We start from the raw sequence: 21,636 nt of genomic DNA on the forward strand, positions 1-21,636 counted from the left end.
ACTAAATTTCTTATTGTCCACTCTCTACCATTCCGATCGGAATATGGTAAAGCTCCTTGGACAGATTGTATAACTTTGTACGGATGCTGCTGTCTACCACTCTGTCGCCCATACGGATGACCATTCCTCCGATCAAAGCCGTATCCACTTCATAATGCATCTCAAAAGACACATAGTTTGTCGTTTCTAACAGCTTTTTCTCTACCTGCTCTTTCTGCTCTTTGGACAGTTCCATGGCAGAAGTTACATGAACGGTTCCAATCTTCTTATATTCCTTTACTTCATCTCTGAAGTAAACCAGAACATCCTTTGTTTTTCCAAAATGGTCCTTTTCCACTAAAAGTTCTAACAGTCCGACAATCTCATCTGACACCTTTCCTTTGAAGATATTCTCGATGAGCTGCATTTTTTCTTCTTTTACAACCTGTGGATGACTCATCAGCCGGGATAATTCTTCATTTTCCTCAAGGACACGCAGAATTCCTTCCGTCTCCTCAAAAAAATCATCTACACGGTGTTCTTCCACAGCAGTTTCAAATAAAGCGTCCCCATATGTTTTGGATACTAATTTTGCCATGTTGAATCACCCATCTCTTTCAATGTTTCTTCCACTAAGGTATCCTGTATCGTTGTATCAATGGAAGCCGATACAACCTTTTGTGCCATCATGGACGCAATACCAATGACTTCCTGCTTCATCTCGTCCATTGCACGTTTCTTTTCAAGTATTGCTTCTTCGTTCGCACGTTTGATGATGCGGGAAGCCTCTTCCTTCGCTTCTTCCACGATCCGTGCTTCGTTTTTCAATGCTTTCTGGCGGGCTTCGCTTAAAATCTCCTCAGCCTCTTTTTCAATATTTTTCAGCTTTGCATCATATTCTGCTTTTAATGCCGCCGCATCCTCTTTATCGAGTTTTGCCGTATCTAAGTCTGTCTTGATCTTCATCTTACGGTCTTCTAACATCTTACGGACCGGATTAAATAAAAGGTAAGATAAAAACAGAAACAGTACAAACACAGCGATCGCCGCTAACACGGTATCATGCAATAACTGAAAATCCAGATCAAATAACCTTGTCATAACTTAGAAGTATGCCTCCTTTCCGTTATTCTTATATCGTGAGTATGACTCACTCTTAAAATCCGCCATTATTTTGCCAGTGGCTTTACGAAAAGTAAGAGCATTGCAACTAACAGACCATAAAGACCTGTTGTCTCTGCTACCGCCTGTCCTAATAACATGGTAGAAGTGATATCGGATTTTGCACCCGGATTTCTTCCTACTGCTGCTGCTGCATGTCCTGCTGCAATACCCTGACCAATACCAGGTCCGATACCTGCGATAACTGCAAGACCTGCTCCGATTGCTGAGCATGCTAAAATTAAATCATTTCCTGTAATCATAATATAATCCTCCTAAAATAACTTATTCTGTGTCCATTGCCTGATTTACATACGTCATTGTCAGCATACAGAATACATATGTCTGAATTGCTCCTGAGAATAAATCAAAGTAGACATGTAATGCTGCCGGCCATGCGATTGCAATTTTCGCTAAAAGGCCATAAATCAATGCCATGATTACGGTTCCCGATAATACATTTGCGAATAAACGCAAAGACAGGGATACCGGCACTGCCAAATCTCCAATAATATTAATCGGTGCCCAGAATGGCCACGGATCACAAAGACCCTGGAGCACACCTTTTACCTTCTGATACTTGAATTTACAGAATGTGATCATGGTAAATGTAATCAATGCCATTGCCAGCGTTGTTCCATAATCCGCAGTTGGTGGTCTGAGTCCAAACAGACCGGATATATTGCTGAATAAAATAAATAAAAAGATGGTGCTGATATAGTTCTTAAACTTCCGGGAATTCTCTCCCATTACATTTTCCACCATACCATCTAATTTCTCCACTATCAGCTCTGCGATATTCTGTAACGTATCAGGTACATCCGTTGCATGCTTCATCTTACGGTTTATTACAAAGGCAAATCCGATCAATACCAGCATTACGATCAGCACACATACATGTGTCGTCGTGATCCATACTTTATGACCGAATAATTCATAGGAAAAAAGCCCATGTATCATAAAATCAATATCATCTGCTCCGGACGCCATCAAAATTGCATCACTCACAATTTCACCTCCTTAGTTACTGTTATATGACAGTACTGTTCTCTGACGGTTTCTCCTCCCCCTCACTACCATACAGTACTCTATGAATAAAAGGCTGCAGATAGGCCGCTGCCTTTAATCCCATAACTCCGACAAATTCCATTAGTACATTTCCTAAGCGGAATTTTAACGTGACAAAAAATATGATCACTACTATCATATATCTTAGAAGGGACCATGCGACAATCTTATTTTTTGCATGATTCTCGCCATTGAGTGCAATCGCATCTTCGATCACAACAGCAATATGGATCGCCATTCCCATTGCCATCGCAATGCCAATCCAAAGTCCCGTGCTATAAAGCAATTTATCTTTTACAAACCAGACTCCTATGAACTGCACCAGCAGACCATAGAGTACAATCCCAAGCAAAAGAGCCGGAAGTGCCTTGTTAAGTCTCTTTATCATGCTTCTTATCATCACTTTCGTATATTTTTTTTGCTACGATATAGCAATTTCGGAACCCGGCAAGAGCTCCTAAAATAAATAATGGAATTATAAAAAAGCCGAGACCTGACTTTTTATCAATAAAAATACCAAGTCCCGTACATAAAAAAATAGGAACTATCATGTTAATACCAAATTGTGTAATCAGAACAAGTGACTGATAAACGCTCTTTTTGTACTTCACACATAGCTCCTTTCCGTTTGCATACCGCAAACTATATAGATTCATATTATACTATTTTTCTTAAAATTGTCCACAGTATTTCTCAAAATTTTCACACATTTTATTTTTCCATATTCCACCTGTTTTATAACTGATTTCCTATGGTTTTCCGGGTATTTTATAAAATCATCTTAATCTCCCGGTTCGTATGTTCATATTTGCGGTATTTTACACCTGCTGCATCTAACATTCTCTTAGACGCAATGACTCCCGGTGTGTTTTTGTATTTATCTTCATCGTAGATGATATAGCGGATCCCGGACTGTATAATGGCTTTTGCACATTCGTTACACGGAAAAAGTGAAACATATAACGTAGAACCCTCCAGACTGCCGCCACGGTAATTCAAAATGGCATTCAATTCACTGTGTGTCGTGTAAAAATATTTGTTGTCTAACGGTTCGCCCTCTCTCGCCCATGGAAACTCATCATCGGAACATCCTGACGGAAATCCGTTGTAGCCCATGGATAAGATCTTATGATCCGGACTTACGATACAGGCTCCCACCTGTGTATTCGGGTCTTTTGAACGCATGCCGGAAAGCATTGCCACGCCCATAAAATATTCATCCCAACTGATATAGTCTTCCCTTTTGTCACTCATATGTATTCCTCCTTCCAATATATATGAAGAACGGATTGTCAAATATTTGACAATCCGCTGTATTCTTTCTCCTATTTTGTACCGAAAATACGGTCTCCCGCATCTCCAAGTCCCGGTACGATATATCCATGCTCATTCAGATGATCATCTAATGCTCCAACGATCACATCAACATCCGGGTGTGCTTCCTGCATACGTTTTACACCTTCCGGTGCTGCAATAATGCACATGAAATGAATTCTCTTTACACCCTTGTCCTTTAACATCTGGATCGCAGCAACGGAAGAACCTCCGGTTGCAAGCATCGGGTCTACCACGAATACTTCACGCTCATCACAGTCTTTTGGCAGCTTGCAGTAATATTCTACCGGCTCTAAAGTCTCTTCATTTCGGTATAATCCGATATGACCTACTTTTGCGGATGGGATCATTGCTAACATTCCATCTACCATTCCAAGACCTGCTCTTAAGATCGGAACGACTGCTAATTTCTTTCCTTTTAATTCCTTTACGGTTGTAGCACAGATCGGTGTGGTGATCTCCACATCTGTTAACTCTAAATCTCTGGTTGCCTCATAGCACATCAGCATTGCAATCTCACTGATCAGTGTTCTGAAATCCTTTGAACCGGTATCTGCTCTTCGTATCCATCCGATTTTATGCTGAATGAGCGGGTGATCCATAACAATTACTTTTGACATTTTTCTTCTCCTTCATTAAGTATTTTAACTAATTTTTTTATCGACTTATTCAATGTTTCATAACAGATCCCATATGCCTGAAGGTTTCCGCCATATGGATTTAAAATCTCTAACTCATCCCCTACAAACTCTGTCAGTACCGCAACATCTTCTTTTTCCACATTCGGAAAAAGCTCAAATATCTTCTGACGGCTCTCCTCACTCATAGTAAGGATCAATGTATTGTCTGTAATATCCTCTTCGGTGATCTGCTCCGACATAAAACCTTCCGACTTTAAACCGTTACTGATCATGACCGCCTCTGCCTTCTGATTCAAAGGTTCAGGGAAAAGCACTACCAGTCCACGCGAAAGTACTTCCACCGGACGGTTTAATATCTGTTCCTCTAAAATGCCTGCCGCCATCGGTGCCCGGCATGTCCCCCCATCCTCTGCAAATATGATCCTGTCGTATGCCTTCATCTTTTTCTCCTGTACTGCCTGCAAAACATGGTGACCTGCTGCTTTTAACAGACGGTTCATAATTGCCTGCCCCAGTCCTTCGGATTCAAAGCTCTCAGAGTAGATGGTATCCACATCCAGATCATCAAATTTACGCAGTATGCCATAAAGATGTCTTGCAATCGCATCTTCGTCTTCTCTTGCTCCAATGCTGATGACATCTCCACACCGGTATTCTCCGGCTGTTTCATCGGTTGCTATAATTCCTATCTTTTTCCCCTGTGATATCCCTGTATGTGATAAATAGTTAATCGTGCCTATCACATCCTTTTTTTCACCGGTAACGACGGTAAGATCTGCCTTTGGTGCATAATGCCTGTACTTCATCCCCGGTGCTTTCGGTTTCTGCAATGAATCAGATGCGATCAATCCCGGATCTACATGAACCTCTCCGATCACTTCTTCTAACATCTCCTGTGTAATATATCCCGGACGCAGGATCATCGGTGTCTCTTCCGTTAAATCGATGATCGTAGATTCAATTCCGATCCCTACGCTTCCACCGTCTAAGATCAAAGGAATCTTCTCGTTTAAGTCTGTCATGACATGCTCTGCTGTCGTAGGACTTGGTCTGCCGGATGTATTGGCACTTGGTGCCGCAATATAAGTTCCGCTTGCCGCTATCAATGCCAGCGCTACCGGATGGTTCGGCATCCGCACTGCCACGGTGTCCATTCCACCGGTTGTCTCATATGGAACTGCTGCACTCTTTTTTACGATCATGGTCAGTGGTCCCGGCCAGAATGCTTTCGCAAGTTTTACTGCCTTTCCCGGCACTTCATCCGTCAGATTTCTTAAAGCTGACACATCTGCTATATGAACGATCAAAGGGTTGTCAGATGGTCTTCCCTTTGCTTCGTAAATCTTCTTTGCTGCGGATGCCTGCATGGCATCTGCTCCGAGCCCGTATACTGTCTCGGTTGGAAATGCTACCAGCCCGCCATCACGAATGATAGCTGCTGCTTTTGCAATGATTTTATCATCTATGGCTTCTAAATTTAGCTTCTCTATTTCTGTTTTCATAATTTTTATTATACCACGTTATGAAAATATCGCAACAAAAGAAACAATTCTTACAAGATTTGTAATATTTCTATCTACGGTTTCTTTCCATCCTTTGCTTCTTCATTCAGATAATTTTCAATTCCTTTGCTGATCGCCACGGCAACTTTCTGCTGATATTCCGCGTCTGACAGCAGCTCTGCTTCCTGACGGTTACTCAAAAATCCACACTCTACAATAACCGTCGGTGTTTTTGTCTTTTTGAGCAGATAATAACTCTCATTCGCTTTGGCTGTCCGGTGATTTTCTTTATCCAGTTCTGCAACCAGACTCTTTTGGAGAACTTCTGCTAACTCTTTTCCCTCCTGCGATTCTCCATAATAAAAGACCTGTGCTCCCTTTACATATTCCTCAGGGTAACTGTTCTGATGAATACTAATGGTAAAAACAGGCTTTTCCTTATTAATAATTTCACAGCGTTTCTTCATGTCCTCTACTTTTTTATTGCGGGCAGTTCTGTGATATAACCCTTTATTGCTGTCTCTGGTCAGGACAATTCTGTATCCTTTTTTTTCTAAAATCTTTTGGAGTTTCTTTGCGATAGCAAGATTTAATTTCTTTTCTTTTTCCCCATTGATACCGATTTTCCCCGGATCATCTCCGCCATGACCGGCATCAATCACGATACAGGTCTGCGTTTTGGCAACTTTACTCTGCTGCACATAGATTGCACCGCGTTTTGCTAAAAATCCCGCGGACACAAGAAGAATGACTGCCATAATAAGTTCTATTTTCTTTTTCATACCGAGCTTTGCCTGAGATATTTAAGTTGTTGTAGTCTATGCGAGCTAAACTCTAAATATGTTTCTCTGTGCAAGGAACTCCATATTCTCTGATATAATTAAGATATGGAAATTATGTTCCGCTCACATTGTTTGCCGCTTGCACAGATCAGATATGGAAAGTTTCTTTTTGTGCAATGGAAATGAAACTCAAAAAATCGTGTCACCCACTGGTGGCACGATTTTTGTTTTAAGAGGTTCATTGGAATGGTTTGCACAAGGAAACTTGGAATGTCTGATTTGTGCAAACTACAAAGAACCTTAATTTACATATTTAATAATAGTATCCCAGACCGTAGGATCTTCCATGCCAAGCTTCCATACGGATGTTCCGGCAATCTTGGCTTTTTTTGCTGCCTTTAATTTCTGCTCAATGGACTGCGATTCTTCCATCCACATTTTGTAGGTCTTTCCATCCTTCTGGTACTCGATATAATACTGACCGTATTTATCTGACCATTTTGGTGAAGCTCCACTGTTATTCACTACGGTCTGCTGGTTATTCATCTTCACTACTTCAGAGGTTACCGTTACCTTTTTATCTTCACCTGTTGTCTCTGCCCAAAGTCTGGTATAGAACGGAAGTGCAAGGATCGTCTGCTCTGCCGGTACCTCTTTTAATGTATCTTTTATTCCATTCTTTACAAAATCAATGGATGCTACAGAACCGGCTTCTTCCGAGCCTTTGTAATGTTCATCATAGCCCATGATAATAATATAATCTGCAAAGCAGGACTGCTCTTTCCGATTATAAAATGCGGTATAAGAAGATGGTACATAATTATCTATGGATAATACAAGGTCATTTTTCTTACACTTTATGGAAAGCTCACGGATAAACTGTATATATCCTTCCCCGGCATCCGTACTCAAGGCTTCCATATCTACATTGATACCGTCTAAATCATACCGGATCGCTGCAGAGATCAGATTATTAGTCAGATTCTCCCGTGTAGAGGTATGCGTCAGCACCTGTGTCGTATCCACATCCGGATTCTCCAGATTGCTTACCAATGCCCAGACTTCTACATTATGCTGATGTGCATAAGTCACATAATCACTGCTTACTAAAGTTTTGATCCCTCCGTTATTATCGTCCAGATAAAACCATGTCGGAGAGATGACATTGACACCCTTTGTCGCAGAAATTACATTCGCAAGTGTACTGTTGGCTGTCGGTTCCGTTACCTGATGCCATGCCATGTTGATCTTTTCTTTTTTCAGATTATGTGTGATCTGTGGTTCCTTAAAATCACTTTTTAATTCTTTCTTTTCTGCCTTATCAAGCTGGCGGTTCTTCACATAACCGATATATCCGTCTTTGGTGCAGACTTTTGTCCACTTTTCACCTGACTCTACAATGGTAACTGTTTCATCCTTTTTTACAGTTCTTAAAATAGGACTCTTAATGCCGCCCTTTACACGAAGCTCCGCATCCTTTTTAACAGAAGACTGCTCGATGGTTCCCCAGGTCTTTGTTAAGGTGATACGATTCGGATCTTTGTACATTTTATATTTAATATTTGTATATTTTTTCACAAAATCCAGTGCCACATATGTTTTATCTGCATCGGCATATACGATGGTATAATTCTCCGTATGCTTTTCTTTTGCTGTCTGATATTCACTGCTGCCCGCTGCTACGGAAGTGACTTCCGAAGGTGTTGTATACAGAAGTTTGTTCTCATTTCCATCCCAGTAAAATCTCTGATTTAACGTATCATGCAAAAAACGGTATTCAATATAAATCTTTCCTGCCACTAACTTTGCCGTGGTATCCTGTTTTACATTGTCTACGATCACTGCTGTATCGTCAGCTTCCTTTAACTGATAGTATTCTTTTAAATCAGCCTTTTCCTTAGACGGAACATACTTCTCTATGACTGCTTTTCCTGTTAACATGAGGACTACTACTACAATCAAAAGCACGACCGCAAGGACAGGCGATGTTTTTTTCTTCATGTGTTACCTCCCTTATGATGTCTTTTGGTATTATAGCATATCTTGTCGCTTTCAATCCACCCTAAGAACAGAATTTTCATAATATTGGAGGGAAGACGTTCTCCCCTCCGTTTTTCGCAGGCATATCCGTCTCCTTCAATGCTTTTTATTATCGATCTGTTATTTTGTCAAAATGTATCTCTTTCAACACCCCTTTCTGAAAAATATAATCACGCATATAAGTGGAATCCTCATTCACGGACATGGTTTCCATCACTTTTTTGGAATCACTTGCATGCCCTTCCATCCAGATGCCGACTCCGCGTTCCTCTAACGTTTTTAATTCCATAAATAACTTGACTTCTTCTTTGTCTGGTACCATCTCATTCCTCATTTCTCCCGAACCCAAAAGGATCTTCTCTGTTCCGTTCTTTATCTTTTTAAGCTATGTTGTGATATATTATCGTTGATCCTACCAGATATGCTGACAGACAGAGAAATCTGCTACAGTGTCTCGGGTTGCTTTTTTTCTTATCTTTTTTATCCCATCATCACCATATCCCTGTACTTTCACAAATTCCTTCCAGCCTGTCAGCCGGCCTCACCTCTCTTCTTCATCCGAACGGACGTTATTAGAGCATCCCTTTCTGTTAAAAAATATAAAATTATCCCTTTTCATTTTTCACTTACTTGGAAAACTAATTGACAAACAGGATTGAACCTGTTTTTCAGATCTAAACTACAGATGCCGATGAATCATTTTGAATATATAATGAACGGCATGACTTTCTGTAATCTATAGATGGTCTTTCTTCTTTAGAATATTTCAGAAAGGTATCTCATATCTTTTTATATCATACTGGTAACAGAAAGACAACCCATTTTTACATTTTTTTGAATCTTTATGCTTTTTTTATAATCTCTTTCCTTAAAATTACATTTACATATTCTGATTATTTGATTATAATAATAGTACCAATTACTTGAGTTTCTTGAAAAGGAAGTGATTTTATGAAAATAGAGAAAGTAAATGATAACCAGATTCGCTGCACACTGACAAAAGAAGATCTTGCTGACCGTCAGTTAAAGCTGAGTGAATTAGCATACGGAACAGAAAAAGCAAAAGTCCTGTTTCGCGATATGATGCAGCAGGCAGCCTATGAGTTTGGTTTCGAGGCGGAAGATATTCCTCTGATGATCGAAGCAATTCCTTTATCTGCTGATACCATTATCCTGATCATTACCAAAGTGGAATATCCGGAAGAGATTGATACTCGTTTTTCTAAATTTTCAGAGGGAGATGAAAGTGATTTTGATTCCTACTCGCAGGAGGATGGTTCCGGTGTTGCTTTAGAAGGTGCTGACGATATCTTAGGTCTTTACAGAAAGATGCAGGAAGAGCGTCAGAAAGCAGAACAGGAGTTAAAGCAAAGTGCAGATTTTGTTCCATTAGAAGCAACATTTTCTAACAAGGAACAGGAAGTACCTGAAAAAAATGATGCGAAGAAGGAACCGGTAGATGTCTTTACCGACATTACCAAATTATTTGTTTTCCAGAATTTAGACAACGTTACCAGACTTGCTCACGTTCTCAATGGTTTTTACCATGATCAGAACGACTTATATAAAAATCCGGCGAATAAGAAATTTTATCTTGTTATCCATAAAGGAAAACACACACCGGAAGATTTCAACAAGGTCTGCAATATTCTTTCTGAATATGCACATCAGGAACGCTATACCGATGCTTTAGCCGCATACTTTGAAGAACATTATAATGTGATCGTTTCTTCTAATGCACTTGAAGTTTTAGCGGAACTGTAAGCCGTATGATAGAGAATATATAAAAACGTATCAAAAAAGCCGCGACATTTACTGCCGCGGCTTTCATTTTTTCTTTCTTAACCCTGCTGCTCTAAGAAATTATTGATATCTTCTACAAGTCCGTCCGGATCTACACCATGAACCATTGCTGCTTCTTCGATCGTCTCCATCTGGGAAGAAGGACATCCAAGGCAGTGCATTCCGATTCCTAAAAGAAGTGGTGCAATATTCTCATCAATACGGAGTAATTCTCCGATCATGGTTGATTTCGTAACCTTTGCCATCTTGTTATACCTCCAATCTGTACTGCCTGTCCCATGACAGGTTATTAGTAGTATAATACCTTTTCGTATTTTTTTCAATGCATTTTCTATTTGAAGTATTTTACACTTGTATTTGCCCTGTTTTTGTAATAAAATGTGACTAAGCGCAGAGGTTATCTGCGAAAAGTAAACTTTTATATATTAAGGAGGAACAACATTATGGCATACGTAATTACAGATTCTTGCGTAAACTGTGGAACTTGTGAAGGTGAGTGTCCAGTAGGAGCTATCTCTGCAGGAGACAGCAAATATGAAATCGACGCTTCTTCTTGCGTTGATTGTGGAACATGTGCTGGTGCCTGTCCTACAGGAGCTATCGAGTCCGAGTAATATGTACATGTACAAATAGAACCGTCACGGATGTGGCGGTTTTATTTTTTGTATGTATTTATTCTTTTTGCAATTCTTTCTTCTTATTTAAAAATGTTATGGTTCTTCCCGCTATATAATAACCGATTTCATAGACAATGATTCCGCCAAATACATCCACCAACACATGCTGCTTTACAAAAAGTGTCGATGCAAATACGCCAAGTGCCATCACTGTAGTCGCATAGCGATACCACTTCGGAGGTTTTTTCATGGCAAATGCTGCATGGATACAACACCAGCTTTCTAAACAGTGAATGGATGGAAAGAGGTTTACCGGTGCATCCATGCGATAGATAAATCTGACCAGGTCATTGCAGAATCCGCTTCCTGTCACCTCCGGTCTTGCCAGTGTCGTTGGAAAAAATAAAAAGAACAACAGACAGATCACTTTTGCTGCCACATCTCCGTAAACGATCCGGTAACAGAACTCTTTTCCTTCCCGGGCAACCAGCAGATAATTCGCAATCCACTGAATATATGCCAGTACATAAAACAGAATGAACGGCGCTACAAAAGGAATCCATTCATCCAGTGCCGTTGTAATCGTATGAAACGTCAGATAATCCCGCAACTGTGACGTTCCAAAATAAACCAGCATATTGATACTGACCGCCAGGATCAAAGGCAGAACCGAATATCCGGGTAAAATCTTTTCAATCCATTTACGCATGTCCTATTACTTCTCCCATTCTTACAGGTGTCTCTATTCCGTGCCTGGAACGCTCCAACACATCCTGACGGATCTTTACTCTGTCTTTTTTTACCAAAAGAACGATCGTAGAACCGCCATACTGAAACATCCCTTTTTCTTCGCCGCGAAAAACCATTCCCGCTTCTTTATAATTCACAATTCTTCCTACCAGCATTGCACCTACTTCCATCTGCACAACCGGCCCGAATGTGTCTGTCTTAATAACCGTGTACTCCCTGCTGTTTTCCGTATACACCGGAAGCTGATCTAATGCCACCGGCCTTACCGTATGAAAAATTCCCGGCAGATGAATATTTCTGCTCTTCTTTCCGGAATCCACATAACAATATCTGTGATAGTGATCGACGCACAGGCGAAATACCAGACAATAACCCTCCTGATAATGCTTTGCTATCTTCTCATTCCGCAGCAAAGAAGATACCGTATAATGACTCTGTTTGATGGGAAGCACTGTCCCTTCTTCGATCTTCCAGACAGAAAGCAATCCATCGCATGGTGCGATCAGATGCTCCGAATTCCTGTCGATCGAACGACGATCCTCTTTTATTTTTCTTGAGAAAAAATCATTAAAACTTCCAATCTGCTCTAACTCATATTCCGACAGATCGATCTGATTCTTTTTTACAAACGGACATATCAGGCATTTTGACAAGGAAGAATCTAAAAACCGTCCACAGATCTCTGAAACAGATGGCTGCGTCAGAACCTTCAGTACCATTCTTCCCGGTACCGTCCTATATAAAAAATGCAATGATTCCACGTTTACCTCCTGACACATGCCAGCACGATAGCTAAAGCCGCAAATTCTACAATTCCTAACAGGATCATCAACGCAATCTGCCGGTTTTCCGGCTTCCTGATCTGGATTTTAGAGATAAATAAAAATCCCATAACGATCATAACGCCAAAATATAAAAGCGTTAAATCTGCTTTTACAAAAATATGTATCAGCAATACCGCAGGAAACACCAGTGCTGCACTTGTTACCGGCAGTCCGGTATATACCTTCTGTCCGCTTTCATCCCTGTTCTCATCCTCTTCTTCTAACACATTAAAGTATGCTAAACGGATCATTGCAACCAGCACATAAAAGATTGCAATCATAATAGAAATGACCTGATAAACAATTGTTTCTCTTCCTACACTGACAAAACGGAAGTTCGGCAGCGTTGTACCCTCTAAACCACGTCTTATCATTGCGATCCCGATGCATGCCGGCAATACACCAAATGCGATCAGATCGGAAAGGGAATCGATCTGGATACCAAATTTTTTCATCTGCTCCGTGCGGTCTTTTTTCGACCTTGCTACTTTTCCATCAAAGGTATCACACAATCCTGAAAACAGCAGGAAAAACATGCCAAGATAAGGATGTCCCACACCGTTTAAACACAATATAATCCCTGTGGTACCGGATAAAATGGATAAATATGTCAATATTACCGTGTAATCGTAAAATCCAATCATTTTATTTATCTCTCCGTATTTCTTTTTTTCTTAAACATATGTAACCGACAAGCACTGTGATCATACTGATCATCATACAGCCGTAAAAGGATAGCCCTCTGCTTAAAATCTCTAAATGATAAGCGTCACTTTTACTCATTAACTCTTTATATCCACTCAACATCAGATAATCGGCAACTCCGATCGCGCCCGGGATCGGTACGCAGTTAGAACCTAAAACAACATAAATCTGTGTTGCAAACAATTCCCATATCTTTGATAAATCCCCGTGGATTGCAAAAAAAGTAAACAGTGTTACCATTATCTGTGACATTCTCTGAAGTAAATTCAAAAGAAATGCTTTCCACAAAACCCTTTTCTTATGAAAGATCAGCTCCACACAATTTGCATAGTCCTTTAATGCAGCTTCCATTTTATTCTGTACTCTGTCAGCAGCATGAACGCAGTGAATCTTCCTTAAAAATGCCTCCAGCCAGACTGCTAATTTTTTCAAAATTTCCTGTTTTCTTAACAATAAGTAAAATATGATTGCAAGAACACTTAAGACAATAATCCCACTTACAATAAAGATCTTACATACTACGCTGAAATTCAAAAATATCTTTGGAAATGCTAGAATTGCAAACACACCAATGGAAATCACCGCTAACGTATACATGATCAGATTTACTAACAACGCTGCCATAACTGTGGTCGCCGGCATTCCGTCTTTTATCATAAAAAAAGCACTGGCAGGCTGTCCGCCCGATGCCGATGGTGTGATCGCAGAAAAATAGATATCCGCTGCGGAATATACAAAAGCATCCTTATGCTTTGTCGGATATCCCATATGAAAAACAATCTCCCGCAGTGCCTCACCTTCAAAAAAGATAAAGCCAAACATACTGATACAGGAAAGTATGATCCCCGGGACGGATGCTTCTTTAATACTCTCTGCAAGCTGCCCGAAAGATACACCTCCACCACGAAAGACCACATAGATTGTTACTGCTGCTATTATGATTGTAGCAAAAAAGCATAGTATCTTATTTCGCTGCATATTCGTGCCTCTTTAACTTTAATCTATCGTTACATTTTGCATATTACATGGTGCTATTATAGCATACTGTATGATAACTGACTACAAATCTTAAGGAACATTAAGAAACAGAGCTATAAAAATTATAGGAATAATGTTAATTGTACTTGTCCATTAAATCCTTTTTATATTGTTCTCTATCATATTCATATTGAGTGTATTCATCCTGTGCATATTCACTTTGAGTATATTCGTTTTTGGTATATTCATCCTGAGTGTATTCATATTTTGGAAATTCCTCACTCATTCTCACTGCATTTGCTTTCTTTCTCGTGATTATAATTGAAAATATCATATTAAGAACAAAGAGAACGATCCAACTTATTCTGAATATATTAATTCTTAACTCATATTTCTTAATCAACTTATCTGCCTGCTCTATATCTAAAAGTAAATATTCACTATGGTGCGAATTATTAACAATTATTTTTCGCTCGCTAAAGCTATTCGGAAATAACTGTCTTGCGATTTCCAAAGGTATATACTGAGTATCATTCCATGCTGTATCATAATATTCCTCATAAGTCCATTTATGTTTTATTATTTCATTTACAATAATCCTTGCTTTTGAATTAAATAATGATGATACCTTAGAACCATATGTGATACTATCAGAGACTCCCACATATTTCAATCCATCTGAATTGTCCGGGTTAGATATTTCAACCGAGTCTGCTTCATAATATATCACTGCATAATCATCATCAATTAAATCTTTTACATATTTCTCAGCCCATTCTTCTGCATCTTTATCATTTTTAATTTCTTTTCCTGCTTTTTCTAAATCCACATTTACATAATATAACTGGCAACCGGTAGTATCATAAAATTTTATTGCCGTTGAAACTAAAGTATCCGCATCAAAGGAAAACATATTATCTTTCTCATCGATTACAAAATTCTCATTAAATTCATTTGGATTTTTTATTTTCTTAAACTCCAATTCTTTCGGTTTTATCATATCCGTGTATTCTATTGCCTTATTTAAAGTCGTTATGTAAGACTTCATGCTTACATTATATATAGCAGTGGTGAACCAATATACAAATAATAATCCCCATAAAATAGCAAAAACTAAATTATAACTATCCTTTTTTTTCTTATACTTATCCATAATACCTCCAAAATCATAAATTAAGAACAAAAGTGTGCTTCGCACACTCCGCGATTTTCAAATACTTTAATAGCACAGCTTTTGTTCCGCGCGCTCGCGGTTCGCAAAGCGATATTTTCCTTACCGCGAGCTGTGCATCCTCGCGGAGCGTTTTTATTTCATAGGAAAGTTTCTACTTTCGCACATTAATGTGACGCAGTCTTTTCTATGAAATAAAAAATGCTTTGACAACGTACCGTCAAAGCATTTTTCATTATCGTCTTCGTACTATTACAAGACTTCTCCCTTCACAACTACATACTGCTCGCATTACCGTTTTCGTTCATAATACATTCATTGTTTTCTCTTGCGTTTTTTACCATGTTCTTTCGTGTCAATTCTATTTATTTTCCAAGTATATAGGATAAAATATGATTCCAAATATCCATCCCTGCGCTATAGAATGACATCTCCATCCCTCCTTTGTCCGTATTATAAAATACGGATTTCTGTCTTCTCAACAGAAAGGGAATGAATGGTCACTTTTAGGAATAAACGGTCATTTTCAGACATTCCAGAGTACAATTTCTGCTATAAATTTCTGATCTTCACAGTCAAATGATACCTCACCCTGATATTTTTCGACTGCATTTTTTAAATTATAAATACCAAATCCATGGTTCTTTTTATCTTCTTTAGAGGTGCTTCCCTCTAACTTTTGTACATTAACCTCTGACATTACCGGATTCTCCATACGGATATAGAGATTATCCTGAAGCATATAAAGATCCAGATGAATCCATTTTTTTGCATCCTCCGGAAGTCTGTTGCAGGCTTCTATGGCATTACGAATCAGATTGGAAAATATCGTACACAGATCATAATCATCAATCTGGATATCTGCCGGAATCTTACCATCACAGGAAAATGCAATTTCCGGCTCTTTAGAAAGACTATCCTCTAAGATAGCATTTATAAATCCATGATTTACATTAACGGTATATGGTCTTACTTTTTGGGCATTCTCATTTACTTCTTCAATATATGTTTGTAATTTGTCCCAGTCTTTTTCCTTAGAAAAATAGGACATTGCATTTACATGAGACTGCATATCATGCCGCAGACTTCGTATTTCCTGTGTATTCTTTAAAAGTGTTTTATAATGCTGTTTTGAAAGTCTTAAATAATCATCCTTCAAGAGATTTTCTTCTTTATAATTTTTGCAAAAAGTAGCAATCACTGCTGCACCAATACACATAATATAGAGTAATTCTACTGTGACCATCATTAAGATGCCTACTATAATTCGTTCATTAAAATTTTTATCTGCCATTTCCAATTCCGCACAACTGGATACACCCGTAGCCATAAAAGAACATAAAAATCCCACAAAATAGTAATGTGTAGGAAGTTCTCTTAACCACTCTGCAATTTTATCATGTTTCTTGATATAACATATAAGTCCTAAAATGCATAGGGTCTCAAAAACAGTTCCAAACGTACGATTCAGATCTTCTTTTCTTATGAACTCGATGATAACCATCACTGTCCGGATAGGGGTAGCTACTATATCTATAAAACCTAAAGAAAATAGAAATAAGATAACTTTTCTTTTCCATCTTTCTTCTACAAAAAATACAAATGTTAAAAAAATCAGTAGTAATCTTACCCAATATAAAATTGTATTCTTAGGATATAAAAATGTTATCAGAACTACTCCCACACATAAAATTCCCGACAATAACCATCTCTTTTTATCCCTTGTCGCTTTTACCTGGCAAATACCAAATGCCCATAAAAAGACACCAGCATATCCTAACAAGTAATCTAATTGTTCCATACTTCTTACTTCCTTACCTTACTTTTTTCCTAATGTATTCTCTATACGCTTCTTTTACCTTCGTTTTGAGCCTTCTGCTCACCGGTATTTTCTCCCCGTTACTTAAAAGAATGTCATCCTCGATTTTCTTTAGATGATAAAGATTTACAAGATAACTCCTGTGGCAGAGAAAGAATCCTCTTTCCTCTAATTCCTCTGCCCACTCCCCAATACTCTTATCAGAGAACATGGAATCCTGATTTTCCAGAATAATATCACAATATTTTGTTTCTGCTTTTATGTATAAAATCTGCTTCTCTTTGACAAAAGTTTCTTTTTCTGCACCTTTGATCAGAACACAATTCTCTTCTTCTAAATCTTTTAGAATTGCGTTTAAATACTTTTCCACTTCTTTCGGTGAAACGCGTTTTACTAAAAATCCAAATACCTGCTTTCCAAAAGCATCTCTCATCAGATCATTATGACTGGTGGTAAACACAATCCTTGTCTCTGCCTGAAGTTTTTGTAATTCATTTTTCACCATGATTCCGTCTAAGGCATTCATTTCAATGTCTAAAAACAGAATCTCCACATCCGGCTTTCTAAAAAACTCTTCTCCGGAACCATACTCCACTATTTCAGGCTCAATCTCACGCCCCTTAAAATAATTTTTGATAATACTTTTTAAATAATGCCTGTCATGATCTGAGTCATCACAAATACCAATCCTGATTTTCATACCAAAATTCCTCCTATGAAAACAGACTTGTTTCTATATGATCTCTAAAACAACGGCTTCACAGCTTCTAAGACGAAGTTCTCCTCCCTGATAAAAAACTTCCTTCATATTAGAAACAAGCACAGTAATCTTTTGTATATTTTTCAACGACAGGCACACCTCGTCCGTTCCAAAATTTGCTGCGATCAGAATCTTCTTTCCATCGCCTCTTCTGGAAAATGCGATGACATCCCTGTCTGAATGATCTTCTAAAAGCTCTGTATCCTTCAAAGCTTCCGGTACAATCTCCCCGTAGGTCAAAACCTCTTGATATTTCGCAGATTTTCGCAGTGCGATCAATTCCTTATAATAAGAAAAAAGGGAATCCTCGCTGCGGATCTGACTTTCTATATTAATACGATGATAATTTGGATTTACTCTCAACCATGGTACGCCTTTGGTAAATCCCGCATTTTTTTCCTCACTCCACTGCATCGGAGTCCGTGCGTTGTCGCGGCTTAAGCGGTAACAGCACAACAATGCCTCCTCTTCGGACAATCCCATGGATCTTGCCAACTGATACTGATCCTTCGTATTAATATCGTTATATTCCTCTACCGATTCCATTCGGCAGTTCTCCATGCCGATTTCCTGCCCCTGGTACAAAAACGGCAGTCCCCGAAGCATTATCGCCACCGTCGCTAACATTTTCTTCCCCGCATCATTCTGTGCATGAGGCGGAAGATAAGTATTTACACCACGCGGCTCATCATGATTTTCAATAATATTCGCTTCAAATCCAATATCGCCACATTTTAGCTGTCCTTCAAAAATTGTCTTTCTCCATTCTTTGAAATCTACAGGCTTTGCATCATACCAGCCATGCTCGCCCAAGGTCAACAAATGTGGTCCAAAGTCAAAAATCGTAGAAAAACAGCCTTCTGCTCCGATATATTCTTTGACAGCCTTCTGCTCGTTAAATAATTCCGCTATTGTAAAAGCATCATATTTTGCAAAGGTCTGCTGCTTTAACTCCTGTAGCATTTCTTCCACGCCTTCCACCGATTCGACGAACTTTGTATAAGAAACCAATCCGTCTTTTCCATCCGGTTCCATATCCGGAAAATCCAGATCTTTTTTAATATTAATGATGGCATCTATACGGAATCCGGCGACCCCTTTTTCCAGCCACCAGTTGATCATACGATAAATCTCTTTTCTAACCTTTGGATTCGTCCAGTTTAAGTCGGGTTGTTCCTTTGCAAATGCATGAAAATAATAGTACTCTGTTCCTTCTATCGGTTCCCAGACGCTTCCTCCAAAATAGGAACGGTAATTACCGGAAGGAGGATGTCCTTCTTTTCCCTTTCGAAGATAAAAATACTGTCCGTATTCTCCTTCCGGATCCTTCAATGCCTTTTGGAACCACTCATGTTGATTGGAACAATGATTTACGACCAGATCCATAATGAGATACATGTCTCTTTTTTTCGTTTCCTCTAAAAGTTCCTCTAAATCATTCATCGTTCCAAATGCAGGATCGATCGCATAGTAATCGGAAATATCATACCCCTGATCTACGAACGGAGACTGATAAATCGGCGATACCCAGATAATATCGATTCCAAGCATTTTCAGATAGTCCAATTTTTCTATAATACCGCGGATATCCCCAATTCCGTCATCGTTCGTATCATAAAAACTCTTTGGATAGATCTGATATGCAACCTTGTCATGCCACCACGTTCTTTTCATGCGGATTCCTCCTCAATTATGAACTCTTAATTATGGACTTTCGATTAAAACAACAGATTTACAAATCCCATCAACATTCCAAGAAGTCCTCCGAGCCAGACTAATGCATTTAACTCCTTCTTGGCGATCTCCATGATCATTTTTTCTAACTCCGCCATATCAAATTCATTGATCTTCTCTTCGACAACCTTTGGAATATTCAACTCCTGAATAAAATTCTCCGATTTTTTATCCATAAAGGTTTCATACACGATCCATATCTGATATTTAAGTCTTGGAAACTTCTCTTCTAACTGTTTTGTCACCTCGGAAACAGGCTTGTCCATCCACTCTTCATATCCGGAACCCAAATATTCTTCTACATATTCCGGGCATTTTTCCAAGATCAGATTATCAATTTTTACCGATAACGGCATCTTTGCTGCCTCTATTGCACCTGATGCCATTCCTCGCAGCATCGGATTCAGGTTCTTTAACACTTCCTCCACGCCATAATCTAAAATTGTCATGCTGACGTTCTGCTCGATCAGTTTATTTGCGATGGAAACGCCCGCCTTTTGTGTAATATTTCCCTTTACCCCCTCAATGCTATCCGAAAAACCTTTTTCTTCTAAAACATCCTTTAACAGTTTATCATTTTCCTTCAACTGCTCTGCGATGTTTTCGTATTTGCGGTAAAACGCATTCTGCATCTCATCGGAGCAAAGTGCTTTTCCTAATGTTTCACTGTTTAAAAGTTCATTTCCGATAATTTTACCTATTGCTGCTGCAATTCGATTTTTTTCCTTTGGAATCAATCCCGGCGTAAACGGAAGCCTGAACTTTCCAATATAAATCTCTTTGTGTGGGCGAAAAAGCATCTTAATTGCAAGTCCGTTTGTGATTAGACCAATAATACCTCCAATAACCGGAGCAGCAATCATCTGTAAATCCATGTTTATCCTCTTTTCTATCTACTGATTCTCTATATTCTGTCTGTATTATAGCGAATTTTTCGTGGATTGTCAGTATCTGTTTTCCTTGTATTTCCGCTTTTTTCAACAATTTCTTCGTTTCCGTTTTCTTGCATCCCTGTCTTTGCACATGACAGACTTCTCTGGTACTGCAATCAACATGGTTTGTTCTATCAGAATGTATAATCCACTCCTTATATTTTTTTCTAAAAACACAAAGAACAGATTACACTCCTATGTGTGAATCTGTTCTTTCTTTTCAAGGCGACAACCAGATTTGAACTGGTGATAAGGGTGTTGCAGACCCGTGCCTTACCACTTGGCTATGTCGCCATATTCCATGGCCCAGATGAAACACTGTACTTTTCATCTAAACATGATTTTAACAAAGCACCGCGTTTTCGTCAAGAAATTTTTTCTTTTATATCATTTATACTCAATTTTATTTTTCTTTCTATATTTTATTTATTTTTTTATATGCTAAATTTGCAATTACCTTGCAGATCTACTTTATTTTTTATATTTGTTTTTTCTATAATTTATTTCTTCTCCTATACCGGTTTTCAAAGATTTCTTATATATACCAAAGGAACCGAAGGAAATCCTAGTCAGGCACTACGGGATATGTTAAAAAATATAGAACATAGCAGGCAGGAAAATATTTTTAATCCAGATATCGCTTCTATCCATGAAATGGTGGCAGATATCAAAAAGCGTAAGGAGGTTGGCATTTATTATATGAAATCTTGGGAACGTGAAAAATTATTTCGGGAAATGGGCAAAGAAGAAAATTCTATGATGCTACTATAATAAAAAATACATTATAAATCGTTTCACAATATTTATATTTTTGTAATTAAAAACTCAGAAGAATAAATCTTCTGAGTTTTTTCAGAGGCGACAACCAGATTCGAACTGGTGATAAGGGTGTTGCAGACCCGTGCCTTACCACTTGGCTATGTCGCCATATTCTATATTATGCAATACTTTCTTTTTAAATGACTCCTACGGGAATCGAACCCGTGTTACCGCCGTGAAAGGGCGATGTCTTAACCGCTTGACCAAGGAGCCTTA

25 protein-coding genes and 3 tRNA genes are annotated in these 21,636 nt (G+C 38.7%); 3 read left to right on the top strand and 25 right to left on the bottom strand.

Annotated features, from left to right (window positions below; all coding sequences use genetic code 11):
• Positions 1–10: 10 nt before the first annotated feature.
• From atpH to WMO43_RS12340, 12 genes are all read right to left on the bottom strand, one after another.
• The gene (gene atpH / locus WMO43_RS12285; protein WP_177963566.1) at positions 11–577 is read right to left on the bottom strand and encodes an ATP synthase F1 subunit delta; all 567 of its coding nucleotides are present in this window, start codon (positions 575–577) and stop codon (positions 11–13) included.
• Complete coding sequence (gene atpF, locus WMO43_RS12290) at positions 565–1,080, bottom strand: F0F1 ATP synthase subunit B (RefSeq protein WP_177963565.1); 516 nt, start codon at positions 1,078–1,080, stop codon at positions 565–567. Before atpF ends, atpH begins: the two co-directional genes overlap by 13 nt.
• 68 nt (positions 1,081–1,148) lie before the next feature.
• Entirely contained in the window at positions 1,149–1,406 is a 258-nt protein-coding gene (atpE, locus tag WMO43_RS12295; RefSeq protein WP_177963585.1) for an ATP synthase F0 subunit C, read from the bottom strand.
• A gap of 19 nt (positions 1,407–1,425) precedes the next feature.
• Positions 1,426–2,130: a F0F1 ATP synthase subunit A gene (gene atpB, locus WMO43_RS12300; protein WP_177963584.1), complete on the bottom strand. Its 705-nt coding sequence runs from the start codon at positions 2,128–2,130 to the stop codon at positions 1,426–1,428.
• A 40-nt stretch (positions 2,131–2,170) separates the two neighbouring features.
• Positions 2,171–2,596 (bottom strand): hypothetical protein, encoded by a 426-nt coding sequence (locus tag WMO43_RS12305; protein ID WP_353531407.1) that lies wholly within the window; start codon positions 2,594–2,596, stop codon positions 2,171–2,173.
• Positions 2,580–2,819 carry an AtpZ/AtpI family protein gene (locus WMO43_RS12310; protein WP_177963563.1) on the bottom strand — a complete coding sequence of 80 codons (240 nt, stop codon included), beginning with the start codon at positions 2,817–2,819 and terminating at the stop codon, positions 2,580–2,582. The genes WMO43_RS12305 and WMO43_RS12310 overlap by 17 nt, the downstream gene beginning before the upstream one ends.
• Positions 2,820–2,976: 157 nt before the next feature.
• The gene (locus tag WMO43_RS12315) at positions 2,977–3,462 is read right to left on the bottom strand and encodes a deoxycytidylate deaminase (protein WP_177963562.1); all 486 of its coding nucleotides are present in this window, start codon (positions 3,460–3,462) and stop codon (positions 2,977–2,979) included.
• Positions 3,463–3,533: 71 nt separating this feature from the next.
• Complete coding sequence (upp, locus tag WMO43_RS12320) at positions 3,534–4,163, bottom strand: uracil phosphoribosyltransferase (protein ID WP_177963561.1); 630 nt, start codon at positions 4,161–4,163, stop codon at positions 3,534–3,536.
• A complete protein-coding gene (locus tag WMO43_RS12325) occupies positions 4,151–5,686 on the bottom strand; it encodes an L-threonylcarbamoyladenylate synthase (protein WP_353531408.1) in 1,536 nt (511 codons plus the stop codon). Before WMO43_RS12325 ends, upp begins: the two co-directional genes overlap by 13 nt.
• 74 nt (positions 5,687–5,760) lie before the next feature.
• Positions 5,761–6,468 carry an N-acetylmuramoyl-L-alanine amidase gene (locus WMO43_RS12330; RefSeq protein ID WP_353531409.1) on the bottom strand — a complete coding sequence of 236 codons (708 nt, stop codon included), beginning with the start codon at positions 6,466–6,468 and terminating at the stop codon, positions 5,761–5,763.
• Between the two features lie 300 nt (positions 6,469–6,768).
• Complete coding sequence (locus tag WMO43_RS12335) at positions 6,769–8,469, bottom strand: glycosyl hydrolase family 18 protein (protein ID WP_178050523.1); 1,701 nt, start codon at positions 8,467–8,469, stop codon at positions 6,769–6,771.
• A gap of 148 nt (positions 8,470–8,617) precedes the next feature.
• Positions 8,618–8,830, bottom strand: coding sequence for a hypothetical protein (locus tag WMO43_RS12340; RefSeq protein WP_353531410.1), 213 nt, complete (start codon positions 8,828–8,830; stop codon positions 8,618–8,620).
• Between the two features lie 629 nt (positions 8,831–9,459).
• Here WMO43_RS12340 and WMO43_RS12345 point away from each other — a divergent pair.
• On the top strand, positions 9,460–10,272 hold the full coding sequence (locus WMO43_RS12345) for an adaptor protein MecA (protein WP_294665705.1): 813 nt from the start codon (positions 9,460–9,462) through the stop codon (positions 10,270–10,272).
• Positions 10,273–10,349: 77 nt separating this feature from the next.
• Here the strand turns inward: WMO43_RS12345 and WMO43_RS12350 are convergent, their stop codons facing one another.
• Complete coding sequence (locus tag WMO43_RS12350; RefSeq protein ID WP_294665708.1) at positions 10,350–10,556, bottom strand: DUF1858 domain-containing protein; 207 nt, start codon at positions 10,554–10,556, stop codon at positions 10,350–10,352.
• Between the two features lie 135 nt (positions 10,557–10,691).
• On the opposite strand from WMO43_RS12350, the gene fdxA reads away from it, so the two are divergent.
• Positions 10,692–10,925 (top strand): 4Fe-4S ferredoxin, encoded by a 234-nt coding sequence (fdxA, locus tag WMO43_RS12355; protein WP_496113294.1) that lies wholly within the window; start codon positions 10,692–10,694, stop codon positions 10,923–10,925.
• Between the two features lie 58 nt (positions 10,926–10,983).
• Here the strand turns inward: fdxA and WMO43_RS12360 are convergent, their stop codons facing one another.
• From WMO43_RS12360 to WMO43_RS12405, 10 genes are all read right to left on the bottom strand, one after another.
• Positions 10,984–11,637, bottom strand: a complete 654-nt coding sequence (locus tag WMO43_RS12360) for a phosphatase PAP2 family protein (RefSeq protein WP_353531411.1) — start codon at positions 11,635–11,637, stop codon at positions 10,984–10,986.
• The gene (locus WMO43_RS12365) at positions 11,630–12,439 is read right to left on the bottom strand and encodes a phosphatidylserine decarboxylase (protein ID WP_353531412.1); all 810 of its coding nucleotides are present in this window, start codon (positions 12,437–12,439) and stop codon (positions 11,630–11,632) included. Before WMO43_RS12365 ends, WMO43_RS12360 begins: the two co-directional genes overlap by 8 nt.
• Before the next feature lie 2 nt (positions 12,440–12,441).
• Positions 12,442–13,146 (bottom strand): CDP-alcohol phosphatidyltransferase family protein, encoded by a 705-nt coding sequence (locus WMO43_RS12370; RefSeq protein ID WP_353531413.1) that lies wholly within the window; start codon positions 13,144–13,146, stop codon positions 12,442–12,444.
• A 1-nt stretch (position 13,147) separates the two neighbouring features.
• Positions 13,148–14,185, bottom strand: coding sequence for a lysylphosphatidylglycerol synthase transmembrane domain-containing protein (locus tag WMO43_RS12375; RefSeq protein WP_353531414.1), 1,038 nt, complete (start codon positions 14,183–14,185; stop codon positions 13,148–13,150).
• Between the two features lie 136 nt (positions 14,186–14,321).
• Positions 14,322–15,338, bottom strand: a complete 1,017-nt coding sequence (locus tag WMO43_RS12380; protein ID WP_294665724.1) for a hypothetical protein — start codon at positions 15,336–15,338, stop codon at positions 14,322–14,324.
• Between the two features lie 544 nt (positions 15,339–15,882).
• Positions 15,883–17,157, bottom strand: a complete 1,275-nt coding sequence (locus WMO43_RS12385) for a sensor histidine kinase (RefSeq protein ID WP_353531415.1) — start codon at positions 17,155–17,157, stop codon at positions 15,883–15,885.
• Between the two features lie 13 nt (positions 17,158–17,170).
• Complete coding sequence (locus WMO43_RS12390; RefSeq protein ID WP_178052465.1) at positions 17,171–17,875, bottom strand: LytR/AlgR family response regulator transcription factor; 705 nt, start codon at positions 17,873–17,875, stop codon at positions 17,171–17,173.
• Between the two features lie 33 nt (positions 17,876–17,908).
• Complete coding sequence (locus WMO43_RS12395) at positions 17,909–19,609, bottom strand: alpha-glucosidase (protein WP_353531417.1); 1,701 nt, start codon at positions 19,607–19,609, stop codon at positions 17,909–17,911.
• Positions 19,610–19,653: 44 nt separating this feature from the next.
• Entirely contained in the window at positions 19,654–20,544 is an 891-nt protein-coding gene (locus WMO43_RS12400) for a DUF445 domain-containing protein (protein ID WP_353531418.1), read from the bottom strand.
• Between the two features lie 280 nt (positions 20,545–20,824).
• Positions 20,825–20,895 (bottom strand) — tRNA-Cys (locus WMO43_RS12405).
• Between the two features lie 291 nt (positions 20,896–21,186).
• Here WMO43_RS12405 and WMO43_RS12410 point away from each other — a divergent pair.
• Positions 21,187–21,372, top strand: a complete 186-nt coding sequence (locus WMO43_RS12410; RefSeq protein WP_353531419.1) for a hypothetical protein — start codon at positions 21,187–21,189, stop codon at positions 21,370–21,372.
• A gap of 85 nt (positions 21,373–21,457) precedes the next feature.
• On the opposite strand, the gene WMO43_RS12415 is transcribed toward WMO43_RS12410, so the two are convergent.
• Positions 21,458–21,528: transfer RNA gene (locus WMO43_RS12415), tRNA-Cys, on the bottom strand.
• Between the two features lie 33 nt (positions 21,529–21,561).
• Positions 21,562–21,633 (bottom strand) — tRNA-Glu (locus WMO43_RS12420).
• Positions 21,634–21,636: the final 3 nt, after the last annotated feature.

The organism is Maccoyibacter intestinihominis, from assembly GCF_040096355.1.
GTDB lineage: Bacteria > Bacillota > Clostridia > Lachnospirales > Lachnospiraceae > Maccoyibacter > Maccoyibacter intestinihominis.

Coding starts and splice junctions, on each gene's coding strand:
- WMO43_RS12325 (WP_353531408.1), bottom strand. CDS start 5,686: ATGAAAACAGAAATAGAGAAGCTAAATTTAGAAGCCATAGATGATAAA.
- WMO43_RS12395 (WP_353531417.1), bottom strand. CDS start 19,609: ATGAAAAGAACGTGGTGGCATGACAAGGTTGCATATCAGATCTATCCA.
- WMO43_RS12390 (WP_178052465.1), bottom strand. CDS start 17,875: ATGAAAATCAGGATTGGTATTTGTGATGACTCAGATCATGACAGGCAT.
- upp (WP_177963561.1), bottom strand. CDS start 4,163: ATGTCAAAAGTAATTGTTATGGATCACCCGCTCATTCAGCATAAAATC.
- WMO43_RS12410 (WP_353531419.1), top strand. CDS start 21,187: ATGTTAAAAAATATAGAACATAGCAGGCAGGAAAATATTTTTAATCCA.
- WMO43_RS12370 (WP_353531413.1), bottom strand. CDS start 13,146: ATGATTGGATTTTACGATTACACGGTAATATTGACATATTTATCCATT.
- WMO43_RS12345 (WP_294665705.1), top strand. CDS start 9,460: ATGAAAATAGAGAAAGTAAATGATAACCAGATTCGCTGCACACTGACA.
- atpB (WP_177963584.1), bottom strand. CDS start 2,130: ATGGCGTCCGGAGCAGATGATATTGATTTTATGATACATGGGCTTTTT.
- atpH (WP_177963566.1), bottom strand. CDS start 577: ATGGCAAAATTAGTATCCAAAACATATGGGGACGCTTTATTTGAAACT.
- WMO43_RS12360 (WP_353531411.1), bottom strand. CDS start 11,637: ATGCGTAAATGGATTGAAAAGATTTTACCCGGATATTCGGTTCTGCCT.
- WMO43_RS12380 (WP_294665724.1), bottom strand. CDS start 15,338: ATGGATAAGTATAAGAAAAAAAAGGATAGTTATAATTTAGTTTTTGCT.
- WMO43_RS12375 (WP_353531414.1), bottom strand. CDS start 14,185: ATGCAGCGAAATAAGATACTATGCTTTTTTGCTACAATCATAATAGCA.
- WMO43_RS12400 (WP_353531418.1), bottom strand. CDS start 20,544: ATGGATTTACAGATGATTGCTGCTCCGGTTATTGGAGGTATTATTGGT.
- WMO43_RS12305 (WP_353531407.1), bottom strand. CDS start 2,596: ATGATAAAGAGACTTAACAAGGCACTTCCGGCTCTTTTGCTTGGGATT.
- WMO43_RS12340 (WP_353531410.1), bottom strand. CDS start 8,830: ATGGTACCAGACAAAGAAGAAGTCAAGTTATTTATGGAATTAAAAACG.
- WMO43_RS12335 (WP_178050523.1), bottom strand. CDS start 8,469: ATGAAGAAAAAAACATCGCCTGTCCTTGCGGTCGTGCTTTTGATTGTA.
- WMO43_RS12315 (WP_177963562.1), bottom strand. CDS start 3,462: ATGAGTGACAAAAGGGAAGACTATATCAGTTGGGATGAATATTTTATG.
- atpF (WP_177963565.1), bottom strand. CDS start 1,080: ATGACAAGGTTATTTGATCTGGATTTTCAGTTATTGCATGATACCGTG.
- WMO43_RS12350 (WP_294665708.1), bottom strand. CDS start 10,556: ATGGCAAAGGTTACGAAATCAACCATGATCGGAGAATTACTCCGTATT.
- WMO43_RS12385 (WP_353531415.1), bottom strand. CDS start 17,157: ATGGAACAATTAGATTACTTGTTAGGATATGCTGGTGTCTTTTTATGG.
- WMO43_RS12330 (WP_353531409.1), bottom strand. CDS start 6,468: ATGAAAAAGAAAATAGAACTTATTATGGCAGTCATTCTTCTTGTGTCC.